This window comes from Bacillus inaquosorum KCTC 13429 (genome assembly GCF_000332645.1).
In the GTDB taxonomy this organism is placed as follows: domain Bacteria; phylum Bacillota; class Bacilli; order Bacillales; family Bacillaceae; genus Bacillus; species Bacillus inaquosorum.
The window spans coordinates 108317-129415 of record NZ_AMXN01000010.1 but is presented as its reverse complement, the minus strand read 5'-3'; the positions used below and the strand labels follow the sequence as shown (position 1 = coordinate 129415).

Here is a 21099-nt window from a genome sequence, read left to right as displayed (position 1 = left end):
AGTTTAATGAATCGCGCTTTTTCATCATCATAAGATATAAGGAAGAAGCTATCATGAAAGAAGCAAAATGTGAGAGACAAAGACATGAGGGGAAGATACCAAACGAAATGGGACATTCGATTGTGCGAGTGCAGACTCAAAAAACAGGCGAATTCTTATCAATGGTTGTCAATACCGTTAACGATTATCTAAATCAAACGACGCTGGAGTCCTTACAGGCTGAATTGCCTATTGAGAAAGGATACTGCTGTGATGTGCTGAGCACTCTGAGAAGAATGGCAGTATTTTGTGAAGGAGGCGCAGAAGCGTGCCGCCGTCTCTTGATGCAGGAGCCTTTTCAGGATGCCAGAGCGGAGAAAACACTGTACAATGTGTATCACCAATGCATTGAAGAGTTCTTTATGCCGAAAAAAGACACGTGGTGTGAAAATAGCCGGGCGTCTTATACGGGGGTCAGCGCAATTGAGTTTTACCATGCTGTTCCTGCGTCGCTTGAGCAATTATTATTGCCGTTGAGCGCAGCCTTTCTGAAGATGAGAGAAGAGCTGGCTCATTACGAAGCGTCCGGATCAAGCATGGCGCCAATCAGATAACGTTTACTCTCCCTTTTTCAGGGAGAGTTTTTTTATGTTTGTCCGCCGTTATATAATTGTTATTCATAACTGATGGACATGCGCATAAACTTGTACAAACCACCACAAGGACGTGAGCAAACATGCGCATTTTCAAAAAAGCAGTCTTCATGGTCATGATTTTTTTTCTATTTGCAAATGTAAATGTGAACACAGCACATGCGGCTATAGATGTTAGTGCAAAAAGCGCGATAGTAATTGATGGAGATTCAGGCAGAGTGTTATTTGCCAAGGATGAGCATGAAAAAAGGCGGATTGCAAGCATCACAAAAATCATGACGGCCGTTCTCGCCATTGAATCCGGCAAAATGGAGGAAACTGTGACGGTTTCGGCAAATGCTGTCAGAACAGAAGGCTCTGCCATTTATTTAACAGAAGGGCAAAAAGTGAAATTAAAAGATCTTGTGTATGGCCTGATGCTGAGATCAGGAAACGACGCCGCTGTTGCGATTGCCGAGCATGTCGGGGGAAGCCTCGATGGATTTGTTTATATGATGAATCAAAAAGCCGAGCAGCTTGGTATGGAGAATACCCGTTTTCAAAATCCGCACGGATTGGACGACCATGAAAACCATTATTCAACAGCCTATGACATGGCCATCTTAACAAAATACGCTATGAAGTTGAAAGACTATCAAAAAATTTCAGGCACAAAAATATACAAAGCAGAAACGATGGAAAGTGTCTGGAAAAACAAAAATAAACTGCTGACCATGCTTTATCGATACAGCACAGGAGGAAAAACAGGCTATACAAAACTTGCAAAACGGACACTGGTCTCAACAGCCTCAAAGGACGGCATTGACCTGATCGCCGTTACCATAAATGACCCTGACGATTGGGATGATCATATGAATATGTTTAACTATGTGTTTGATCATTATAAAACCTATTTAATCGCGAAAAAAGGGGACATTCCAAAGCTGAAAGGCACATTTTATGAATCTAAGGCTTTTATCAAACGTGACATCACCTTTTTGCTAACCGAAGAAGAAAAAGAAGATGTCGAAATTAGAACCACGCTGCTTAAGCCGAAAAAAGCATGGGAGAAAGATGCATCAAAAATTCCCGACATCGTAGGACACATGAAGATCATGTTCAACGATGAAACCATCGCAAAAGTGCCGATCTATTATGAAAATGAACGACATCAAAAACCGAAAAAACAATTTTTTGAAACGTTTAAATCCATCTTTCTGAATGCGGCTGGCGGGGCAAAATGGTCAATATAATTTGGGTCAGCTTAACTGTGATCGGACTTGTTTTTGCGATGTGCAACGGAACTCTGCAAGATGTAAATGAAGCCGTGTTTAAGGGTGCGAAGGAAGCCGTTACAATCTCATTCGGACTGATGAGCGTGCTTGTTTTCTGGCTTGGCTTAATGAAAATAGCCGAGCAGGCGGGGCTTTTGGATATTTTCAGCCGGATGTGCAGGCCTTTTATATCTAAGCTTTTTCCTGATATACCGCCGGATCACCCGGCGATGGGCTACATTTTATCTAATCTCATGGCGAACTTCTTCGGCCTCGGGAATGCGGCAACTCCGCTTGGCATTAAAGCAATGGAGCAAATGAAAAAGCTGAATGGAAACCGATCGGAAGCAAGCCGGTCGATGATTACTTTTTTAGCTGTCAATACGTCCTGCATCACGCTCATTCCGACAACGGTGATTGCTGTTCGAATGGCCTATTCCTCCAAAACGCCGACAGATATTGTCGGACCGAGCATTTTAGCGACACTCATTTCTGGAATCGGCGCCATTATCATTGACCGGTATTTTTATTACCGCCGCAAAAAGAAGGGAAGGTGAGCGGATGGAAATCATCAACTGGCTGTCTTTAGCCATGATTCCGATCATTATTGCCGGAATTCTTCTTTATGGAACAATCAAAAAGGTTCCCACATATGAGTCGTTTGTTGAAGGCGGAAAAGAAGGGATAGAAATCGCTTTTTCCATTATCCCCTACTTAGTCGGAATGCTTGTCGCCATTACAGTTTTCAGATCATCAGGCGCGCTTGATTTTATAATGGACCTTTTAAAACCGGTTTTCTCCGCTATCGGCATCCCTGCTGAGGTGGTTCCGCTTGCGCTGATCCGCCCGATCTCTGGTACGGCCGCACTCGGCATGACGACAGATTTAATTGCAGTATACGGGCCCGATTCCTTTATCGGCAGGCTGGCTTCCGTCATGCAGGGATCAACAGATACCACGCTTTACGTACTGACTGTGTATTTCGGAGCGGTCGGCATTAAAAAAATGGGTGATGCGTTAAAGGTGGGACTTCTTGCTGATTTAATCGGTGTAGTTGCATCTATCATCATCGTTACGTTATTATTTGGGAGCGCCTGAAAACGGCGTTTTTTTGGATTTGGCACAGAAATTTGAAAAAGCTTGTTTGTTAAGGTTGAAAAAAGTAAGATAATACTTGAGGTGAAAGACATGGAAAGACTGCAAAAAGTAATTGCTCATGCCGGAGTTGCATCGCGCAGAAAGGCAGAAGAGCTGATTAAAGAAGGAAAAGTAAAGGTGAACGGCAAAGTAATAACAGAGCTTGGTGTTAAGGTCACCGGTTCTGATCAGATTGAGGTAAACGGGTTAAAGGTTGAACGCGAAGAGCCGGTTTACTTTCTCTTATATAAACCAAGAGGCGTTATTTCTGCAGCCCAAGATGACAAAGGGCGCAAAGTCGTGACGGACTTTTTTAAAGAAATCCCGCAGCGCATCTACCCGATCGGGCGTCTGGATTATGATACGAGCGGTCTTTTGCTGTTAACCAATGACGGCGAGTTTGCCAATAAACTGATGCACCCTAAGTATGAAATAGATAAAACATACGTGGCGAAGGTGAAAGGGATCCCGCCTAAAGAGCTGCTCAGAAAGCTGGAGCGCGGAATTAGGCTGGAAGAAGGCAAAACGGCGCCTGCTAAAGCGAAGCTGCTGTCTTTGGATAAGAAAAAGCAAACAAGCATTATTCAGCTGACCATCCATGAAGGACGCAACAGACAGGTGCGCCGCATGTTCGAAGCGATCGGGCATGAGGTAATCAAGCTGAAGCGTGAAGAATACGCGTTTTTAAACCTGCGAGGCTTGCACACGGGAGATGCCAGAGAGCTGACGCCGCATGAAGTTAAAAGACTTAGAGCGCTGGCGGAGCACGGTAAAAACGCTTTCTAAATTTCACATAACCTTCAAAAAGTAAGAAATGTGAAATGAACGTGCAATGATATAATTGAATGGATCTGCAATAGGGGGAAGGGGGCAGTGGACAATGAAGAAAAAAAGGCGTTTATTCATTCGGACCGGCATCCTTCTCGTTTTAATCTGTGCACTTGGCTATACAATTTACAACGCTGTATTTGCCGGCAAAGAGAGTATATCCGAAGGGTCCGACGCACCGAATTTTGTCCTTGAAGATACGAATGGGAAACGTATCGAGCTCAGTGACTTAAAAGGGAAAGGTGTTTTTTTGAATTTCTGGGGTACATGGTGTGAACCGTGCAAGAAAGAATTTCCTTATATGGCGAACCAATATAAGCATTTTAAAGACCAAGGTATTGAAGTTGTCGCGATAAATGTTGGGGAGTCAAAGATAGCAGTACATAATTTTATGAAATCCTACGGAGTCAATTTTCCGGTTGTTCTGGATACGGATCGCCAAGTGCTTGATGCCTATGACGTATCTCCGCTTCCGACAACCTTTTTAATCAATCCGGAAGGAAAAGTTGTCAAGGTGGTGACCGGCACTATGACAGAAAGCATGATCCATGATTATATGAATCTGATAAAACCCGGAGAGACTTCGGGATGAAGCAAGTCAAATGTGAATGCGGACATGTAAACCCGGTCGGAACCGTTCTATGTGAATCGTGCGGAAGAGCTCTCCAGGAAACTCAGCCTCCGCTTGCTGATATGAGATATGACGGAAGCGCAAGGCGTTCACAAACCTATAACAAAACGATCATCGATAAAATTTGGAATTTCTTTTCTTCGGTTAAGGTGGGAATATGGCTTATCGTCATAACCCTTGCCGCATCAGCGTTTGGCACCATTTTTCCCCAAGAAGCCTATTTGCCTCCGGGTGCACAGGCTGATACCTATTACAAAGAGCAGTACGGCACGTTTGGCCAGCTTTATTATTTGCTCGGGTTTCATCATTTATATGGTTCCTGGTGGTATTTGCTGCTCATTGCCTCAATCGGCATTTCACTCGTGATTTGCAGCCTCGACCGGGTCATTCCGTTGTACAGAGCGTTAAAAAACCAAGGTGTCCGCAGGAGTCCTGCTTTTTTAAGAAGGCAGCGCTTGTTCAGTGAAACGGATACTGTACTTAACGGAGAAGCAAAAGAACAGATTGTTGCTCTCTTAAAGAAAAAACATTATAGAATCAGAGAAAAAGAGGGCAGCATTCTTGCCGAAAAAGGGCGTTTTTCCCGCTGGGGCCCGTATGTCAACCACATTGGATTGATTATCTTTCTGATCGGTGCAATGCTGAGATTTGTGCCTGGCATGTACGTCGATGAGACGCTTTGGGTTAGAGAAGGCGAAACCGCAGCCATTCCGGGAACAGACGGAAAATATTATTTGAAAAACAATCAATTCAGCGTAGAGACCTATAACAGCAAAACGGAAAAAAAGGTATTCGCAGATGCGATTGACAGAGTCGGGGACGGGAAAGTGGCAAAGAACTTTCAAACAGATGCCGTACTCTACAAGAGAGAAGGAAAAATTGTTTATGGTGAGAAGCCGAAGCTGAAAAAAGTAACAGAAGAGGACATTCGTGTCAATCAGCCGCTGCGTTTTGATTCTTTTTCCGTTTACCAGGTGGATTATAAAGAGAATCAGCTTGATCAAATGGTGTTTCAGCTGATAGACAAAAAAACAAAAAAATCCTTTGGGAGCTTAAAGGTCAACCTTCTGGATCCAGATTCGGTTTATGATCTTGGCAACGGTTACAAAGTGGAAATCGCCAGCTACCTGCCAGACTTCTATTTTAATCAGGACGGAGAGCCTAGCACGAAAACAAAGATCCCTAACAATCCGGCTTTTGTCTTTAATATCATAACGCCGGACAAACCGAAGGGTGAGAAAAGCTTTGTCGCCATCCAAGAAACAATCGAAGGCTCAGACAGCAATAAATATAAGCTGAAATTTGACCATGTAGAAACGAAAAACATTACCGGTCTCACAGTCAGAAAGGATCTGACACTCTGGGTGCTTGCTGTCGGCGGAGCCATTTTTATGATCGGTGTTATTCAGGGTATGTACTGGCAGCACCGAAGAATCTGGCTTCACTCACAGGATGGCGCAGTCATGGTGGCAGGGCATACGAATAAAAACTGGTATGGCCTGAAGAAGGATTTAGCCTTTGCATTGGCTGATTCCGGACTGACTGAACCGGAGGACCAAAAAGAATTAATCAAAACACAGAAATAGGCGAAAAGGGAGTGATGTCATGGCGGAGTTGAGCGGAAATTTTCTTTATGCGGCCTTTCTCGTGTATTTAATCGCTGTCCCGATTTTCGGCGGGGCCATACGCGGAAATAAAGGTAAAAAGGGCAAGCCTAACCGATGGGCCAACATTGGAATCACCCTTTCTATTATCGGTTTTCTCTGCCATCTGGGATATTTCATCACAAGGTGGGCTGCCAGCGGCCATGCACCAGTCAGCAATATGTTTGAATTCACCACCGCCTTTGGCATGATGCTTGTTTTGGCGTTTATTATTCTTTATTTTATCTACAGATTGCCTTCATTAGGTCTGTTTACGCTGTCAATTGCTTTATTGCTGATTGCTTACGCCAGCATGTTTCCGACGGATATCTCGCCCTTAATTCCGTCGCTGCAGAGCAATTGGCTGTATATTCACGTAACAACAGCAGCGCTTGGGCAAGCTATACTTGCTATCAGCTTTGTCGCAGGTGTCATCTTTCTTTTGAAGCATGTAGACCAGACAAAACCAAGCAAAAAAACGTTCTGGCTTGAAGCGATTATGTTTATCCTGGTCACAACCGTCGCCTTTATTGCGATCACATCGGCATTTCGTCTTGCAGGCTATGAAGCGGAGTTTAACTGGGTGGATAAAAATAAAGAAAAAAGTGTGATGGTGTACGAAATGCCTGCACTTGTCGGCCCGCATCAGGGAGAGCTTTTGACCGAGGGGAGAATGGAGCCGCTTGCTGAGCTTCCCGCCCTTTTCTCAGGCAGAAAGGTGAACACCGTCATTTGGTCATTTGGAGCAGGCCTTGTTTTGTACGGAGTTCTTCGTCTGATCATCAGAAAAAGAATCAGCGCTCTATTACATCCGCTGGTGAAAAACGTCAATCTTGATCTGGTGGATGAAGTTGGCTACAGGGCCGTTTCGATCGGATTTCCAATCTTTACGCTCGGGGCGCTGATCTTTGCGATGATTTGGGCTCAGCTCGCGTGGACCAGATTTTGGGGCTGGGACCCGAAGGAAGTATGGGCGCTGATCACGTTTTTGTTCTATGCCGCTTACTTGCATTTAAGACTGTCAAGAGGCTGGCACGGTGAGAAGTCAGCATGGCTGGCCGTAATCGGTTTTGCTATTATAATGTTTAATTTAATATTCGTAAATCTAGTGCTTGCCGGACTTCATTCTTATGCATAGTCCTAAGAAAGCGACACAATTCTCAAACTTTCTCACGATTTGATAAAATGAAAGTAACAGAAGGAAAGCAGGGGGAAAACGATGGACCAAACGAACGAAACCAAAATATTAGTAGTTGATGACGAAGCCAGAATTCGCCGCCTTTTAAGAATGTATCTTGAACGTGAAAATTATGTCATAGACGAAGCGGAAAATGGTGATGAAGCCATTGCCAAAGGGCTTGAAGCCAATTATGACTTAATTTTGCTTGATCTGATGATGCCGGGGACTGACGGAATTGAAGTGTGCCGGCAAGTTCGTGAAAAAAAAGCGACACCAATTATCATGCTGACCGCAAAAGGAGAAGAAGCAAACCGGGTGCAGGGGTTTGAAGCGGGAACAGATGATTATATTGTCAAGCCGTTCAGCCCGAGAGAAGTCGTGTTGCGGGTAAAGGCCCTTTTGAGAAGAGCATCCCAAACCTCTTATTTCAATGCCAATACACCGACGAAAAATGTGCTCGTGTTTTCACATCTGTCCATTGACCATGATGCTCACCGTGTAACGGCTGATGGAACAGAAGTAAGTCTGACGCCTAAAGAGTATGAGCTTCTATACTTCTTAGCGAAAACACCTGATAAAGTGTATGATCGGGAAAAGCTGCTGAAAGAAGTGTGGCAATATGAGTTTTTTGGTGATCTGCGGACAGTAGACACTCACGTCAAACGCTTGAGAGAAAAACTGAATAAGGTATCTCCGGAAGCTGCGAAAAAAATTGTCACCGTATGGGGTGTAGGCTATAAATTTGAGGTAGGCGCTGAATGAAATTTTGGAAAAGCGTAGTAGGCAAGCTGTGGTTTACGATCCTTTCACTCGTCTTGATCGTATTATTCATTTTGACGGTTCTTTTGCTCGAATTTATTGAAAATTACCATGTGGAAGAAGCCGAGAATGATTTAACACAGCTTGCGAATAAAGTTGCTGTCATCATAGAAAATCACGAGGACCAGGCACTGGCAAGATCAATCACTTGGGAGCTCGCTGATAACTTAACAAGCATTGCCATCATTCAGGATGAGAAAAAGTATTGGTATTCTCCGAATGATAAAAATCGCCTGTCGTCCATTACGGTTGAGCAAATACAGCATGACAAAGATTTAAATAATGCTCTCCAAGATCATAAAAAAGTAAGCAAACGAACGGTGCTGAGCAATACAGACACGGATAATGAACGCCTGATTGTAGGTGTCCCGTATGAAAAAGACGGAAAGAAAGGCATGGTCTTTTTATCCCAGTCTTTGCTTGCCGTTAAAGATACAACAAAACACACGACCCGCTATATCTTTCTGGCCGCGGGAATTGCAATTGTACTGACAACGTTTTTCGCTTTCTTTTTATCAAGCAGGGTCACGTATCCGCTTCGAAAAATGAGAGAGGGCGCACAAGACTTGGCGAAAGGCAAGTTCGATACAAAAATCCCGATTTTAACTCAGGATGAAATCGGTGAACTGGCAACCGCTTTTAATCAAATGGGCCGGCAGCTTAACTTTCATATTAATGCGCTCAATCAAGAAAAAGAACAGCTTTCTAACATTTTGAGCAGTATGGCTGACGGGGTTATTACCATTAATATTGACGGTACGATTCTTGTGACAAACCCGCCGGCTGAACGTTTTCTTCAGGCTTGGTATTATGAGCAGAATATGAATATCAAAGAAGGCGATAACCTTCCGCCTGAAGCAAAAGAGCTGTTCCAAAACGCTGTCAGCACTGAAAAAGAACAAATGATTGAGATGACGCTGCAAGGCAGATCATGGGTGCTCTTGATGTCGCCGCTTTATGCGGAATCGCATGTCAGAGGAGCGGTTGCCGTGCTGCGCGACATGACTGAAGAACGCCGCCTTGATAAGCTGCGTGAAGATTTTATCGCAAATGTCAGCCATGAGCTTAGAACACCGATTTCCATGCTTCAGGGATACAGTGAAGCAATTGTCGATGACATTGCAAGCTCCGAGGAAGACCGGAAAGAAATTGCCCAAATCATTTATGATGAATCGCTGCGAATGGGCCGCTTAGTCAATGATTTGCTTGATTTAGCCCGAATGGAATCAGGCCATACAGGCTTGCATTACGAAAATATCAACGTCAATGAATTTTTAGAGAAGATCATTCGGAAATTTTCCGGCGTTGCTAAAGAAAAAAATATTGCTTTACATCAAGATATTTCTCTCACAGAAGAGGAGTTTATGTTTGATGAAGACAAGATGGAGCAGGTATTTACCAATTTGATCGATAACGCGCTACGGCATACTTCATCCGGGGGCAGTGTTTCCATTGCAGTCCATTCTGTGAAGGATGGATTGAAATTTGATATCAAAGACTCTGGATCCGGCATACCGGAAGAAGACCTACCATTTATCTTTGAGCGGTTCTATAAGGCAGATAAAGCGCGGACAAGAGGCAGAGCAGGAACCGGGCTTGGGCTGGCTATCGTTAAAAATATCGTAGAAGCCCACAACGGTTCGATTACGGTGCACAGCCGAATGGATAAAGGAACGACATTTACATTTTATATTCCGACAAAACCATAAAATCTGGTCTGAATTTGCCGAAGAATCTTGTTCCATAAGAAACACCCGCTGATTAAGCGGGTGTTTTTTTAAAAGCCAATATTAATAAAATTTAAGGATATGTTAATATAAATTCCCTTCCAAATTCCAGTTTCTCGTAATATAGTTGTAATGTAACTTTTCAAGCTATTAATACGACAAAAAAGTGAACGGAGGGGTTTCAAATGGAAGAAACCTTTCAATTGTTATATGAAACATATCATCAAGATTTGTATCAATTTTTATTTTATATGGTAAAGGATAAAAGCCAGGCAGAAGATCTTCTTCAGGAGGTTTATATCCGGGTATTAAATTCTTACCATACGTTTGAAGGAAGAAGCAGTGAAAAAACATGGCTTTTGTCGATCGCACGCCATGTTGCGATAGACTGGTTCCGTAAACAGCAGACGATCAGACAGCGTATACTCGGCACGTTTGATTGGGATACACAGGATGTCAGAGATCAGCAATTGCTTCCGGACGAACTTGCGGTTCAACATGAGAATGTCCGGGAAATTTATGCTGCGCTTGATCAATGTACGATTGATCAAAGAGCTGTGATTATCTTGCGGTTTATTCAGGGATATTCAATTCAGGAAACAGCCAATGCTCTGCGCTTCTCGGAAAGCAAAGTCAAAACGACCCAACACAGAGGGCTCAAAGTACTTCGGAAACATATGGAGCTTTTGAGGGAGGAGCTAATGGATGATGAAGTCAGATTGGAACGAAGAACAGATAAAGGAGTTGTTAAGTCAACTTCCGGCAGTTAAAGACCATCGTTCGCCTCAGGATATTTACAAGCTGCTGACGATGGCTAAAAGTAAAAAAAAGCCCGCTGTTAGGTGGATTGGCCCCGCGTGTGCCACTGCAATTGCGGTTTATATCGCCTTCATTATTTCTCCTCATTTCTTTGATCAGGCACAACCTCAACAAAAAGATGCGTCCCAAGAGAACGCTGTGATGAAAACTGAGACAGCAGACAGCCCAAAAGCTGCATTATCCCTGGATCAGACATCGTTTGTTGTTCCTGAAAAGGAACAGAACAATTACACCACTGTAGCGATTGCTGATGCCGAAACATCCGCAATTATACCCATCAGCATCAAAAAAACAAACGCAGACCAAACGATACAGGATATGCTGTCTAAAAGTAGTGAATTGGATATCCTTGATCATCCTATTACGATTCCATCCTTCATAGATGAAGTAGAGATAAAGGAAAAACCAAAGCAAAAGGAATTAAGTATACGAGTCCATCAGCTCATTACGGCTTTTTCTGTAAAAGATGATACACTGTTAAAAAAACTGCTGAAAGAATCCTTAAAGTGGAGTCCTTATGAAAAAATAAAATTTTTATCGGATCAAAAAAATGAGGACGGGGCCGTTATTGGTTCATATGGCACTTTTACGGAAATTCCTATTCCAAAACAGTCGAAAAGAGCCTACTACTTGTACCAAAATAAACAAGGACAAGACTTTCTCGTTCCGTCAGAAAAAACATTCGATACAGTAAAAGAAGCGGTTAAGGAAATGGAATCGAGCAGCCAAAAAGATACAACACCTCTTATTCAGGAGGGGGCTGTCCAATCTGTAACGAAGAAACAGAAACACTTATATATCAACTTCTCAAAAGACTCAGAAGTTGAGGATTCTATTGCCGGTATTTTAATGCTTGAGGGACTACTTTTAACAGCAAAGGAGTTTGGTTTTACAGAAGTGACCTTTACGGAAACCAGAACAAAAAAAATCGGCAGATATGACGTATCGGATGCTATTCCGGTACCAGCTGCTCCAAATCCGATTTCCATAAACTAAAAAAGGGCCCTTTCAGGCTCTTTTTTAGTTGCTTTGCATATAATAGAAATTTTCAAAAAAAAGTTGTGCGTGTATAATAAAACAAGGTAACGATTGAAAGGATTTGAGACGAGTGAACGTGTTAACAATCAAAGGAGTTTCCATCGGAGAAGGGATGCCGAAAATTATCGTTCCGCTGATGGGAACAACGGAAAAACAAATTTTGAATGAAGCAGAAGCTGTAAAATTGCTGAATCCGGACATAGTGGAGTGGCGAGTCGACGTTTTTGAAAAAGCAAATGACGTAGAAGCCGTCACAAAAATGATTTCTAAGCTTCGGGAGTCTTTAGCGGACAAGCTGTTTCTATTTACATTCAGAACCCATAAAGAAGGAGGGAGCATGGAAATGGACGAAAGCTCCTATCTTGCTTTGCTGGAGGCGGCAGTCCAAACAAAAAACATCGATCTGATTGACATTGAATTATTTTCAGGAGATGCAAATGTGAAAGCGTTAGTATCGCTGGCGGAAGAAAACGATGTTTATGTGGTGATGTCGAATCATGATTTTGAGAAAACGCCTGAGAAAGATGAGATTCTTTCGAGACTTCGGAAAATGCAGGATTTAGGGGCGCATATTCCAAAAATGGCTGTCATGCCGAATGATACAGGAGATCTCTTAACGCTGCTTGATGCGACGTATACAATGAATACAAAATATGCAGACCGTCCAATCATTACAATGTCAATGGCTGGAACAGGACTGATCAGCAGGCTGAGCGGTGAGGTTTTTGGATCAGCTTGCACTTTTGGGGCGGGAGAAGAGGCGTCGGCACCTGGTCAGATACCTGTTTCTGAGCTGAGGAGTGTCTTAGACATTTTGCACAAAAACATACGAGTATAGAACAATCAAAAAAACTCAAGCTATACAGCTTGAGTTTTTTTGATTATGGAAGGTCAATGAGCTTTACAGACACAATATCAGGAACATCTGTTAGTTCTTTCACAATTTTATCTTCCAGATGTCTGTCAAAGGAAAGCATCATGATGGCTTCTCCGCCTTTTTCTTTACGGCCAACCTGCATGGTTGCAATGTTAATATCGTTATCTCCGAGAATACGTCCTACTCGGCCGATGACACCTGTTGTATCCCGATGCTGGATATATACCAAGTGACCCGTCGGATAAAAATCGATATTAAATCCGTTGATCTCGACAATACGCTCTCCGAAATGAGGAATATACGTAGCCGTCACAGTAAAGGTGCTGCGGTCTCCTGTCACTTTTACGCTGATGCAGTTATCGTATCCAGATTCAGAAGAGGAAATTTTTTCACTGAAGCTGATGCCTCGTTCTTTTGCGACACCCCCGGCATTGACTTCGTTAACAGTTGAGTCAACGCGCGGTTTTAAAAAGCCTGACAGTAGGCTTTTTGTAATGAACGATGTTTCAAGTTTGGCAATTGTGCCTTCGTATTGAATGGCAACATCCTGTACCGGCTCTTTCATGCATTGGGATACGAGGCTGCCAATTTTTCCTGCGATTTGATGGTAAGGCTTAATCTTAGCGAATTCATCTTTTGTCATGGCAGGAAGGTTGATAGCTGACATCACAGGAAGACCTTTTGCGAACTGCAGAACTTCTTCTGACACTTGAGCCGCGACATTCAGCTGAGCTTCTTTAGTCGATGCTCCCAAGTGAGGAGTGGCAATGACTAATGGATGATCAACGAGTTTATTGTCAACTGGCGGTTCAACTTCAAAAACGTCAAGCGCCGCTCCGGCAACATGCCCGTTTTCCAAAGCTTCGAGAAGTGCTGCTTCATCGATAATACCGCCTCGCGCACAGTTAATTAAGCGAACACCTTTTTTCGTTTTTGCAATCGTTTCTTTATTCAATAAGCCTTTTGTTTCTTTTGTTAAAGGCGTGTGTACGGTAATAATATCCGCGCTTTCAAGCACTTCTTCAAATGTACGGCTGTTTACGCCGATTTTTTTTGCTCTTTCTTCAGTTAAGAAGGGATCAAAAACGTGAACGGTCATACCGAACGCTCTCGCACGCTGTGCGATTTCGCTTCCGATTCGGCCTAATCCTACAATCCCAAGTGTTTTTCCGTAAAGCTCTGAACCGACATAAGCTGTGCGGTTCCACTCTCTGGATTTCACTGAGATATTAGCCTGAGGAATGTGTCTCATTAAAGAAGAGATCATCGCAAATGTATGCTCAGCTGTCGAAATGGTGTTGCCGTTTGGAGCGTTAATCACGATTACCCCGTGTTTAGTCGCTTCGTCAATGTCGATATTATCTACACCGACACCGGCTCTTCCGACAATTTTTAAAGAAGTCATTTTTTTGAAAAGGTCTTCTGTTACTTTTGTCGCGCTCCGAACCAAAAGAGCATCAAAAGTATGTAATTCATTCTCTGCATCTGCTACGTTTTTTTGTACGATTTCAATAAAGTCTGATTCAATAAGTGGTTGTAAGCCGTCGTTGCTCATTTTGTCTGAGACCAATACTCGAAACATCGTTAGATTTCCTCCTAAATTGACAAACTAAATATCTGATAATTTAACATATTCTCAATAGAGTGTCAACGTGTATTGACGCAGTAAAGGATAAAAGCAAAGCTTGAAAATCAATGTTTTTACAGCTTTCAAGTATTATATATAATTTGAAGCAATTCTCTATACAGCCAACCAGTTATCGTTTATAATGGAACTAAATTCATATGATCAATCTTCGGGGCAGGGTGAAATTCCCTACCGGCGGTGATGAGCCGATGGCTCTAAGCCCGCGAGCTGTTTTTACAGCAGGATTCGGTGAGATTCCGGAGCCGACAGTATAGTCTGGATGGGAGAAGATGGAGGTTCATAAGCGTTTTGAAATTAGATTTTCAAACGTTTCTTTGCCTAGCCTAATTTTCGAAACCCCGCTTTTATATATGAAGCGGTTTTTTTATTGGCTGGAAAAGAACCTTTCCGTTTTCGAGTAAGATGTGATCGAAAAGGAGAGAGTAAAGTGAAAGTAAAAAAATTAGTTGTGATTAGTATGCTGAGCAGCATTGCATTTGTTTTGATGCTGTTAAATTTCCCGTTTCCGGGTCTTCCGGATTATTTAAAAATTGATTTTAGCGATGTGCCCGCTATTATTGCCATTCTGATTTACGGACCTTTGGCGGGTATTGCCGTAGAGGCGATAAAAAACGTTCTTCAATATATCATTCAAGGAAGCATGGCCGGAGTTCCTGTAGGACAAATTGCGAATTTTATCGCAGGAACACTCTTTATATTGCCGACTGCTTTCCTATTTAAAAAGCTGAACTCAGCAAAGGGCTTGGCTGTCAGTCTGCTTCTGGGAACTGCAGCGATGACAATTTTAATGAGTATTTTAAATTATGTTCTGATTCTTCCGGCGTACACGTGGTTTTTACATTCACCGGCATTATCTGACAGCGCGCTGAAAACAGCGGTCGTCGCAGGTATCCTGCCGTTTAACATCATAAAAGGCATTGTGATTACAATAGTATTCTCACTTATTTTCATCAAGCTTAAGCCATGGATTGAACAGCAGCGAAGCGCGCATATCCATTAAATAAAAAAAGCTCCCGCAGGGGAGCTTTTTTGTTACTTCTATTCAAATTTAAGCGGGTCGCCTTCAAATGGCTCATCCGCCACTTTGATGGAATCAGTAGGGCATCCTTCAAATGCATCAATCATATCTTCTTCCAGTACCTCAGGAACTTCGACAACGCCTTTGTTTTCATCAAGCGTTACGAACGCGATGCCTTCATCATCGTAATCGTAAATGTCTGGTGCAGCAGCTCCGCAAGCGCCGCATGCAATACATGTATCTTTGTCTACGATTGTGTACTTTGCCATGAATAAAACCTCCCAGATTGTTCTTGGTGGAACAAATGGATCAATCTTTATATTTAATCAATTTAACACCTATTCCTCTTACTTATTGTAATGATGTTGCTGCCACATTTCAACAGAAAAATGATTGAGAATGCTTATCATATAAGGGGTTATCTACATAACATCCCCCTTAATGATGACTTTAAACGTCGATTTCTGTTTAAAATCTGTTAAAATAAAAAGAGCAAATCAACGATTTTTGTCAGGAAGAATGTGGGTGGATAGGTTGTCATTAAATTACTTCGATATTATGGTTCTCGATTGCCTTTGCAAAATAAACGGAGAACGGTCGGGAAGTGCTGTTTTTCACCTATTCAAAGGCAAAAGATCGTCACAAACCATTCAAGATGCCGGCTTATTTCAGACTGCAAAATACTTTGGAATGGCTCAGCAATGTTCGAGAAGCGATATTTCAGCGTCACTCACCAAGCTTGAACAGCATTCATATCTCGAACCAATGCCTGAAACAGATACATACAAGGTGACAGCCAGCGGCGCAGCAGCTTTGAGTCATGCTCTCAATGAGCGGCCATGGCCCGCTCACTGCCACGGCGCTTATTACCAGCAGGCTGCTGGCGTACTTTGGAAAAGGCTTTCGCTGCTTGTGCAAGTCTTATCTCATAAACAGCGAGGGAGCAGGCAGTATATCCCTGTCACAAACGATTATAAGACACTTCACTGGGTAAAGAAATACCTGTCCCGGAATACGGATCATATAAAGATGGCAAACAGCCTTTTTGCTATGCTGGAGGAGAATTTGCATAAGATTGATGACAAAGCAGCGCAAATTTTTGTCTACTCCTTAACCTCGCATGATAGGATCGGTTATACGAGCAGGCAGCTTGCTGACAAGCTGAAAGAAGATGAATGGTATGTTTATGTCATGTTTTGGGCTTCGGTACATTATTTTATTCATTCTCTTCCGGAGTGTGAGCATTCTCTGTTAAAGGACCTCCTCTCTGATGTGTATTTAGAGAATGCCCTGACAGAGTCAACGAGGAAAACATGGCAGATGGTCAAACAAGGGATCCCGATACAGCGAATTGCCGAAATCAGAAAGCTGAAAACAGCGACGATCGAAGACCATATTGTCGAGATTTCTCTCCATGAGCCTGCGTTTATGATTGATGACTATGTATCAGCGGAAGACCAGCTCCACATTGCAGCGTTTGCCAAGCGGATGCGGACGAACAAAATCAAACAAATTCGCGACGGCCTGGAGCAGCAATTCAGCTACTTTCAAATCAGACTGGCATTGACGAAGCAGGTGCAGCAATATGACTAAATTACAGCAAACGTTATATCAGTTTTTTGGTTTTACTTCCTTTAAAAAAGGGCAGGAGGACATTATTAGAAGCATACTTAGCGGGAAGGATACCATTGCGATGCTTCCGACTGGGGGAGGAAAATCGCTTTGCTACCAGCTGCCTGGCTATATGCTTGACGGCATGGTATTAATCGTTTCTCCATTGCTTTCTTTAATGGAGGATCAGGTACAGCAGCTGAAAGTACGTGGTGAGAAGCGTGCGGCCGCTTTGAACAGCATGCTTAGCAGGCAGGAAAGACAATTCGTTTTGGAGCATATTCATCGCTATAAATTTTTGTACTTGTCTCCTGAGGCTTTGCGGTCGCCATATGTATTGGAAAAATTGAAAAGTGTCCCGATCAGCTTATTCGTAATTGATGAAGCGCATTGTATATCTGAATGGGGACACGACTTCAGACCTGACTATTCAAAGCTCGGGCAGCTGAGAAAAAAACTTGGGCACCCGCCCGTTCTGGCATTGACCGCTACAGCTACAAAGGATACGCTGCAAGATGTCATGAACCTGCTAGAGCTGCAGCATGCCGAACGGCATCTCAACTCAGTCAATCGCCCAAACATCGCTCTCAGGGTGGAAAATGCGGCAGATACTGCCGAAAAAATAAATAGGGTCATTCAGCTGGTTGAAAACCTGCAAGGTCCGGGAATTGTTTATTGCCCGACACGGAAATGGGCTGAGGAATTAGCGGGTGAAATTAAAAGCAAAACGAGCAGCAGAGCCGACTTTTACCATGGCGGTATGGAGTCTGGCGACAGGATTTTAATTCAGCAGCAGTTTATTCATAACCAGCTTGATGTGATATGTTGTACGAATGCGTTTGGAATGGGTGTCGATAAACCTGATATCAGATATGTGATTCATTTTCACCTCCCGCAGACGGCTGAAGCTTTTATGCAGGAAATCGGCAGAGCGGGACGCGATGGAAAACCTAGTGTCAGCATTTTGCTGCGGGCGCCAGGGGATTTTGAATTGCAGGAGCAGATTATCCAAATGGAGAGTGTTACAGATGAGGAAATCGCCAATGTGATCCGTGTGCTTGAGGAGACGGAGGAGCGGGATGAGAGAAGGCTGCGTGATGTCTTAATGCAGTATGGTGTCGGAGAGACACAAGCCCGTATGATGATTCATCTCTTTATGCAGGGGAAAACATCAGTTGAACTGATAAAGCGGGAGATTTCATATCGCATGGAGCTGAAGCTGGAAAAAATGCGCCGCGTATCTTTTCTGCTTCAGCGTGATGGCTGTTTAAGGCAATCTATGTTAACCTATTTTGATGAATCATACGAGCCTGATGACGGAAACCTCCCGTGCTGTTCACATTGCGGTTTTGATCTATCCTTGTATGAACAAAAAGGAGAACGGAGTAAAAAGGCGCCATTAGACAGCTGGAGTTCGGAATTGCAACGGATATTCAGCTTGCAGACTGTAGGTGAGCTGAACTGAAACAGCAAAAGGATTTCATTCAGTATATGTCTGACCGTGATATGCTGAAGCAGTTATATTTGACGCAGCTTTTGATCATCATCGTCGCAGCTGGAGCTGGATTGTTCTTTTTTGCGGATGCAAGGGACGTACTAAAGCTCTGGGATATTAGCGATATGCGAATCATATGGTATGGTGTTTCTGTTGCGGTTATTGTTATTTTAGCCGATATGGCAGTAATGAAATGGTGTCCGCCTCATTTATATGATGACGGCGGAATCAATAAAAAAATATTCAGTAAGAGGTCAATCCCTCATATTATATTTTTAACGCTTCTGATTGCTTTCGCGGAAGAAATGTTATTCAGAGGAGTGCTTCAGACTCATATCGGTTTATGGGCGGCCAGCATTGTATTTGCCGTTCTGCACTTTCGATATTTGTCAAAATGGCTGTTATTTATCATGGTGACAGCAGTCAGCTTTTTGCTAGGCCTGATATATGAATGGACCGGTAACTTATTTGTTCCGGTGACGGCACATTTTATCATTGATGCTGTGTTTGCCTGCCAGATTCGTTTTGAACATGTGAGGAGGGATATACATGACGAACATGTCGAGAGTAGAGAGAAGAAAAGCCCAGAATCTTTATGAAGATCAAAACGCCGCCGCATTGGCGGACGATTATGTTGATGATGATGGAGAAAGCCTTCCGACAAGACAATCTGTAAAAAATCAAAAAGAACAGAAAAAAAAGCAAGGCAAAACAAAAACGCCATTATTCACTGTACTCGCTGTATTATTTGTATTTGTGCCGGTTATCGTTTTAGTGACCTTATTTTATCTCAAAAGCCACCCGGATAATCATGATGATTATGAAGATGTTTTTATCGACAGCAGCCAAAGCAAATATGAGGTTGTGCCGAAATCAGCGGATAAAAAAGATAACGAAGACACCAAAGTGACCAAAGAGACCAAAGAGACTGCACTGCAGCAAGAGTCAAAAAAAAAGTCTGAGGATACAAGGGCAAAAGAGCCGGCAAAAACAACAACTGATCAGAAACAGCCTGCTGTAGCGGAAAAAGAAGACTCAGCAAATAAGGAGGAAGCAACCGCCGCGGCTGCTTCCTCTTCTCAACAAACAGCAGCCCGGCAAGAACAACAGCCGGCTGAACCAGTTCAACCCGAGCCGAAACGCGTTGTCAAGCACACCGTCCAGAAGAAAGAAACGCTGTACCGCATTTCCATGAAGTATTATAAAAGCAGGTCAGGAGAAGAAAAAATTCGTGCGTATAACCATCTAAATGGAAATGATGTCTACACCGGACAAGTATTGGACATCCCCTTGGTGGATTAAAGGGCATTTTTTTATTTTACACACATATATTGTAGCAATGAAAATGGACAAGGTGTGAAGCGTATGGAATCTTTATGGAATCAGCTGGATCAGTTTACAGACGCGCCGACCAAACAGATGCTCCAAGCACTGGTGAAACGAAAACGAAAATTTGAAAATTATGCAGCACAGTGCCGCAGGTGGCGATGGACTTCACTCATTTGCCTGGGTTTATTATGTCTGATGATCATGATCAAAAGCCCGGCGCCTCAGCTCGTTCTTCAAGAAATGCTTAGCCATACTTTTTATTTATTTTGGATGATGGCAACCGCTTTTGCATACTGCACTTCATATTATTTTAAGAAAAAGGAAGAAAAAGCTGAGGGTGATTTCCATAAACTGAGATGCGAAATTATTCAGAAAAGCACTGACCTTTGGCCGCAGCCGGATAAATGGAAGGCGAGAGAGTCTGTCTTTCAAATGATGAAGCACAAATATGACATAAATCTATATTTTGAAAGTAAATAAAATGGGGCGTTTTCTCAAACGATAGAAACGTCTTTTTTTATTGTCCGTCTTATTGATAAGTTCTAAAAGAATGGAGAGTTTTTATGAAGCTATCAGTGAAAATTGCCGGAGTGCTAACTGTGGCGGCAGCGGCAATGACGGCAAAAATGTACTCAACAGCAAAAGGCAACCATCTGAAAACACATACATTTCCTTTATCAAAAATGAAGGGCAAGCCGCCTCTTACAATCTTTTTTATTTCAGACATTCACAAGCGTCTCATCGATCAAGATCTTTTAGAAAAAGCGCGAAGCCATGCCCCTCACCTTGTTATCATCGGCGGTGATTTAGCTGAGGGCGGAGTGTCTAGTACGAGAATCGAGGAAAACATCAAAAGGCTCGCGGCTATCGGGGTCCCTGTCGTATTTGTGTGGGGGAATAATGATTATGAAGTCAGGCAGCATGAACTGTATTCTATATTCAAAGTGCATGGTGTCATCACTCTGAGGAATGAGTCAGTTCCGTTTTCGTACAAAGGCCATACGATAGGCATTGCCGGAGTTGATGATATCAGGATGGAAATGGATCATTATGAGGAAGCCATTAAAGAACTCGATAAAAGCCAGCTGAATATTCTGGTTTGCCATAACCCGGAGATCCATGAACAAATCAATGAAGCTGATGGTATTGATGCGATATTCAGCGGACATACCCATGGCGGTCAGATCAGGTTTGGAAAATTCGGCCCGTATGAACTTGGAAAAACAGGCATGATTAAAAATGCGGCGTACCTGATCAGCAATGGATATGGCACAACAAAAGTGCCTCTTCGTTTAGGTGCTGAGCCGGAAACGCACATTGTGACTCTTTGCGCGCCAGAATAACTTCTCAAAAGCAAAAATCCATAAGGCAATAAAAACTGCATTGTGCTTGTCTTACTAGTGAACTCAGTGTA

General features: G+C 43.0%; 22 protein-coding genes and 1 riboswitch. Of the genes, 20 read left to right on the top strand and 2 right to left on the bottom strand.

Features of this window, described 5'->3' with window-relative positions; genetic code table 11:
- Positions 1 to 53: 53 nt before the first annotated feature.
- From BSI_RS01235 to aroD, 13 genes are all read left to right on the top strand, one after another.
- On the top strand, positions 54 to 593 hold the full coding sequence (locus BSI_RS01235; protein WP_004398199.1) for a YpuI family protein: 540 nt from the start codon (positions 54 to 56) through the stop codon (positions 591 to 593).
- 122 nt (positions 594 to 715) lie between these two features.
- Positions 716 to 1864 carry a D-alanyl-D-alanine carboxypeptidase family protein gene (locus tag BSI_RS01240; protein ID WP_004398198.1) on the top strand — a complete coding sequence of 383 codons (1149 nt, stop codon included), beginning with the start codon at positions 716 to 718 and terminating at the stop codon, positions 1862 to 1864.
- Complete coding sequence (gene spmA / locus BSI_RS01245; protein WP_004398197.1) at positions 1852 to 2442, top strand: spore maturation protein SpmA; 591 nt, start codon at positions 1852 to 1854, stop codon at positions 2440 to 2442. Before BSI_RS01240 ends, spmA begins: the two co-directional genes overlap by 13 nt.
- Positions 2443 to 2446: 4 nt before the next feature.
- Positions 2447 to 2983: a spore maturation protein SpmB gene (spmB, locus tag BSI_RS01250; RefSeq protein ID WP_003223896.1), complete on the top strand. Its 537-nt coding sequence runs from the start codon at positions 2447 to 2449 to the stop codon at positions 2981 to 2983.
- Positions 2984 to 3073: 90 nt separating this feature from the next.
- On the top strand, positions 3074 to 3808 hold the full coding sequence (gene rluB / locus BSI_RS01255; protein WP_004398195.1) for a 23S rRNA pseudouridine(2605) synthase RluB: 735 nt from the start codon (positions 3074 to 3076) through the stop codon (positions 3806 to 3808).
- Between the two features lie 94 nt (positions 3809 to 3902).
- On the top strand, positions 3903 to 4442 hold the full coding sequence (gene resA / locus BSI_RS01260; protein WP_004398193.1) for a thiol-disulfide oxidoreductase ResA: 540 nt from the start codon (positions 3903 to 3905) through the stop codon (positions 4440 to 4442).
- Entirely contained in the window at positions 4439 to 6067 is a 1629-nt protein-coding gene (resB, locus tag BSI_RS01265) for a cytochrome c biogenesis protein ResB (RefSeq protein WP_004398191.1), read from the top strand. The genes resA and resB overlap by 4 nt, the downstream gene beginning before the upstream one ends.
- A 19-nt stretch (positions 6068 to 6086) precedes the next feature.
- Complete coding sequence (gene resC, locus BSI_RS01270) at positions 6087 to 7262, top strand: cytochrome c biogenesis protein ResC (RefSeq protein ID WP_004398189.1); 1176 nt, start codon at positions 6087 to 6089, stop codon at positions 7260 to 7262.
- A gap of 81 nt (positions 7263 to 7343) precedes the next feature.
- Positions 7344 to 8066: a DNA-binding response regulator ResD gene (resD, locus tag BSI_RS01275; RefSeq protein WP_004398187.1), complete on the top strand. Its 723-nt coding sequence runs from the start codon at positions 7344 to 7346 to the stop codon at positions 8064 to 8066.
- Positions 8063 to 9832, top strand: coding sequence for a sensor histidine kinase ResE (resE, locus tag BSI_RS01280; protein ID WP_004398185.1), 1770 nt, complete (start codon positions 8063 to 8065; stop codon positions 9830 to 9832). Before resD ends, resE begins: the two co-directional genes overlap by 4 nt.
- Before the next feature lie 203 nt (positions 9833 to 10035).
- Positions 10036 to 10620 (top strand): RNA polymerase sigma factor SigX, encoded by a 585-nt coding sequence (sigX, locus tag BSI_RS01285; protein WP_004398184.1) that lies wholly within the window; start codon positions 10036 to 10038, stop codon positions 10618 to 10620.
- Positions 10556 to 11665: a GerMN domain-containing protein gene (locus tag BSI_RS0121715; protein ID WP_032732352.1), complete on the top strand. Its 1110-nt coding sequence runs from the start codon at positions 10556 to 10558 to the stop codon at positions 11663 to 11665. Before sigX ends, BSI_RS0121715 begins: the two co-directional genes overlap by 65 nt.
- A 112-nt stretch (positions 11666 to 11777) precedes the next feature.
- Positions 11778 to 12545: a type I 3-dehydroquinate dehydratase gene (aroD, locus tag BSI_RS01290; RefSeq protein ID WP_004398182.1), complete on the top strand. Its 768-nt coding sequence runs from the start codon at positions 11778 to 11780 to the stop codon at positions 12543 to 12545.
- Between the two features lie 43 nt (positions 12546 to 12588).
- Here the strand turns inward: aroD and serA are convergent, their stop codons facing one another.
- Complete coding sequence (serA, locus tag BSI_RS01295; protein ID WP_004398181.1) at positions 12589 to 14166, bottom strand: phosphoglycerate dehydrogenase; 1578 nt, start codon at positions 14164 to 14166, stop codon at positions 12589 to 12591.
- A 206-nt stretch (positions 14167 to 14372) separates the two neighbouring features.
- Positions 14373 to 14507, top strand: a riboswitch (FMN riboswitch).
- 152 nt (positions 14508 to 14659) lie between these two features.
- Between serA and fmnP the strand changes: the two genes are divergently transcribed.
- Positions 14660 to 15232, top strand: coding sequence for a riboflavin transporter FmnP (gene fmnP, locus BSI_RS01300; protein WP_004398177.1), 573 nt, complete (start codon positions 14660 to 14662; stop codon positions 15230 to 15232).
- Between the two features lie 38 nt (positions 15233 to 15270).
- Here the strand turns inward: fmnP and BSI_RS01305 are convergent, their stop codons facing one another.
- Positions 15271 to 15519: a ferredoxin gene (locus BSI_RS01305; RefSeq protein WP_003225461.1), complete on the bottom strand. Its 249-nt coding sequence runs from the start codon at positions 15517 to 15519 to the stop codon at positions 15271 to 15273.
- A gap of 265 nt (positions 15520 to 15784) precedes the next feature.
- Here BSI_RS01305 and BSI_RS01310 point away from each other — a divergent pair, with 265 nt between their 5' ends.
- From BSI_RS01310 to BSI_RS01335, 6 genes are all read left to right on the top strand, one after another.
- Positions 15785 to 16843 carry a YpbB family protein gene (locus BSI_RS01310; protein WP_004398171.1) on the top strand — a complete coding sequence of 353 codons (1059 nt, stop codon included), beginning with the start codon at positions 15785 to 15787 and terminating at the stop codon, positions 16841 to 16843.
- Positions 16836 to 18326, top strand: a complete 1491-nt coding sequence (locus BSI_RS01315) for a RecQ family ATP-dependent DNA helicase (protein ID WP_004398169.1) — start codon at positions 16836 to 16838, stop codon at positions 18324 to 18326. Before BSI_RS01310 ends, BSI_RS01315 begins: the two co-directional genes overlap by 8 nt.
- Before the next feature lie 26 nt (positions 18327 to 18352).
- Positions 18353 to 18955: a CPBP family intramembrane glutamic endopeptidase gene (locus BSI_RS01320; RefSeq protein ID WP_004398167.1), complete on the top strand. Its 603-nt coding sequence runs from the start codon at positions 18353 to 18355 to the stop codon at positions 18953 to 18955.
- Positions 18906 to 19658, top strand: a complete 753-nt coding sequence (locus BSI_RS01325; protein ID WP_004398166.1) for a LysM peptidoglycan-binding domain-containing protein — start codon at positions 18906 to 18908, stop codon at positions 19656 to 19658. Before BSI_RS01320 ends, BSI_RS01325 begins: the two co-directional genes overlap by 50 nt.
- 63 nt (positions 19659 to 19721) lie before the next feature.
- Positions 19722 to 20165 (top strand): YpbF family protein, encoded by a 444-nt coding sequence (locus BSI_RS01330; protein WP_004398163.1) that lies wholly within the window; start codon positions 19722 to 19724, stop codon positions 20163 to 20165.
- 83 nt (positions 20166 to 20248) lie between these two features.
- Entirely contained in the window at positions 20249 to 21028 is a 780-nt protein-coding gene (locus BSI_RS01335) for a metallophosphoesterase (protein WP_004398162.1), read from the top strand.
- The last annotated feature ends 71 nt before the right edge of the window (positions 21029 to 21099 follow it).

Bases quoted from the DNA above. Each gene is read 5' to 3' on its own strand.
- BSI_RS01335 (WP_004398162.1), top strand. From the start codon at position 20,249: ATGAAGCTATCAGTGAAAATTGCCGGAGTGCTAACTGTGGCGGCAGCG.
- resB (WP_004398191.1), top strand. From the start codon at position 4,439: ATGAAGCAAGTCAAATGTGAATGCGGACATGTAAACCCGGTCGGAACC.
- BSI_RS01330 (WP_004398163.1), top strand. From the start codon at position 19,722: ATGGAATCTTTATGGAATCAGCTGGATCAGTTTACAGACGCGCCGACC.
- spmA (WP_004398197.1), top strand. From the start codon at position 1,852: ATGGTCAATATAATTTGGGTCAGCTTAACTGTGATCGGACTTGTTTTT.
- sigX (WP_004398184.1), top strand. From the start codon at position 10,036: ATGGAAGAAACCTTTCAATTGTTATATGAAACATATCATCAAGATTTG.
- BSI_RS01325 (WP_004398166.1), top strand. From the start codon at position 18,906: ATGACGAACATGTCGAGAGTAGAGAGAAGAAAAGCCCAGAATCTTTAT.
- serA (WP_004398181.1), bottom strand. From the start codon at position 14,166: ATGTTTCGAGTATTGGTCTCAGACAAAATGAGCAACGACGGCTTACAA.
- spmB (WP_003223896.1), top strand. From the start codon at position 2,447: ATGGAAATCATCAACTGGCTGTCTTTAGCCATGATTCCGATCATTATT.
- BSI_RS01305 (WP_003225461.1), bottom strand. From the start codon at position 15,519: ATGGCAAAGTACACAATCGTAGACAAAGATACATGTATTGCATGCGGC.
- BSI_RS0121715 (WP_032732352.1), top strand. From the start codon at position 10,556: ATGATGAAGTCAGATTGGAACGAAGAACAGATAAAGGAGTTGTTAAGT.
- resE (WP_004398185.1), top strand. From the start codon at position 8,063: ATGAAATTTTGGAAAAGCGTAGTAGGCAAGCTGTGGTTTACGATCCTT.
- rluB (WP_004398195.1), top strand. From the start codon at position 3,074: ATGGAAAGACTGCAAAAAGTAATTGCTCATGCCGGAGTTGCATCGCGC.
- resC (WP_004398189.1), top strand. From the start codon at position 6,087: ATGGCGGAGTTGAGCGGAAATTTTCTTTATGCGGCCTTTCTCGTGTAT.
- BSI_RS01235 (WP_004398199.1), top strand. From the start codon at position 54: ATGAAAGAAGCAAAATGTGAGAGACAAAGACATGAGGGGAAGATACCA.
- resD (WP_004398187.1), top strand. From the start codon at position 7,344: ATGGACCAAACGAACGAAACCAAAATATTAGTAGTTGATGACGAAGCC.
- BSI_RS01315 (WP_004398169.1), top strand. From the start codon at position 16,836: ATGACTAAATTACAGCAAACGTTATATCAGTTTTTTGGTTTTACTTCC.
- BSI_RS01320 (WP_004398167.1), top strand. From the start codon at position 18,353: ATGTCTGACCGTGATATGCTGAAGCAGTTATATTTGACGCAGCTTTTG.
- resA (WP_004398193.1), top strand. From the start codon at position 3,903: ATGAAGAAAAAAAGGCGTTTATTCATTCGGACCGGCATCCTTCTCGTT.
- BSI_RS01240 (WP_004398198.1), top strand. From the start codon at position 716: ATGCGCATTTTCAAAAAAGCAGTCTTCATGGTCATGATTTTTTTTCTA.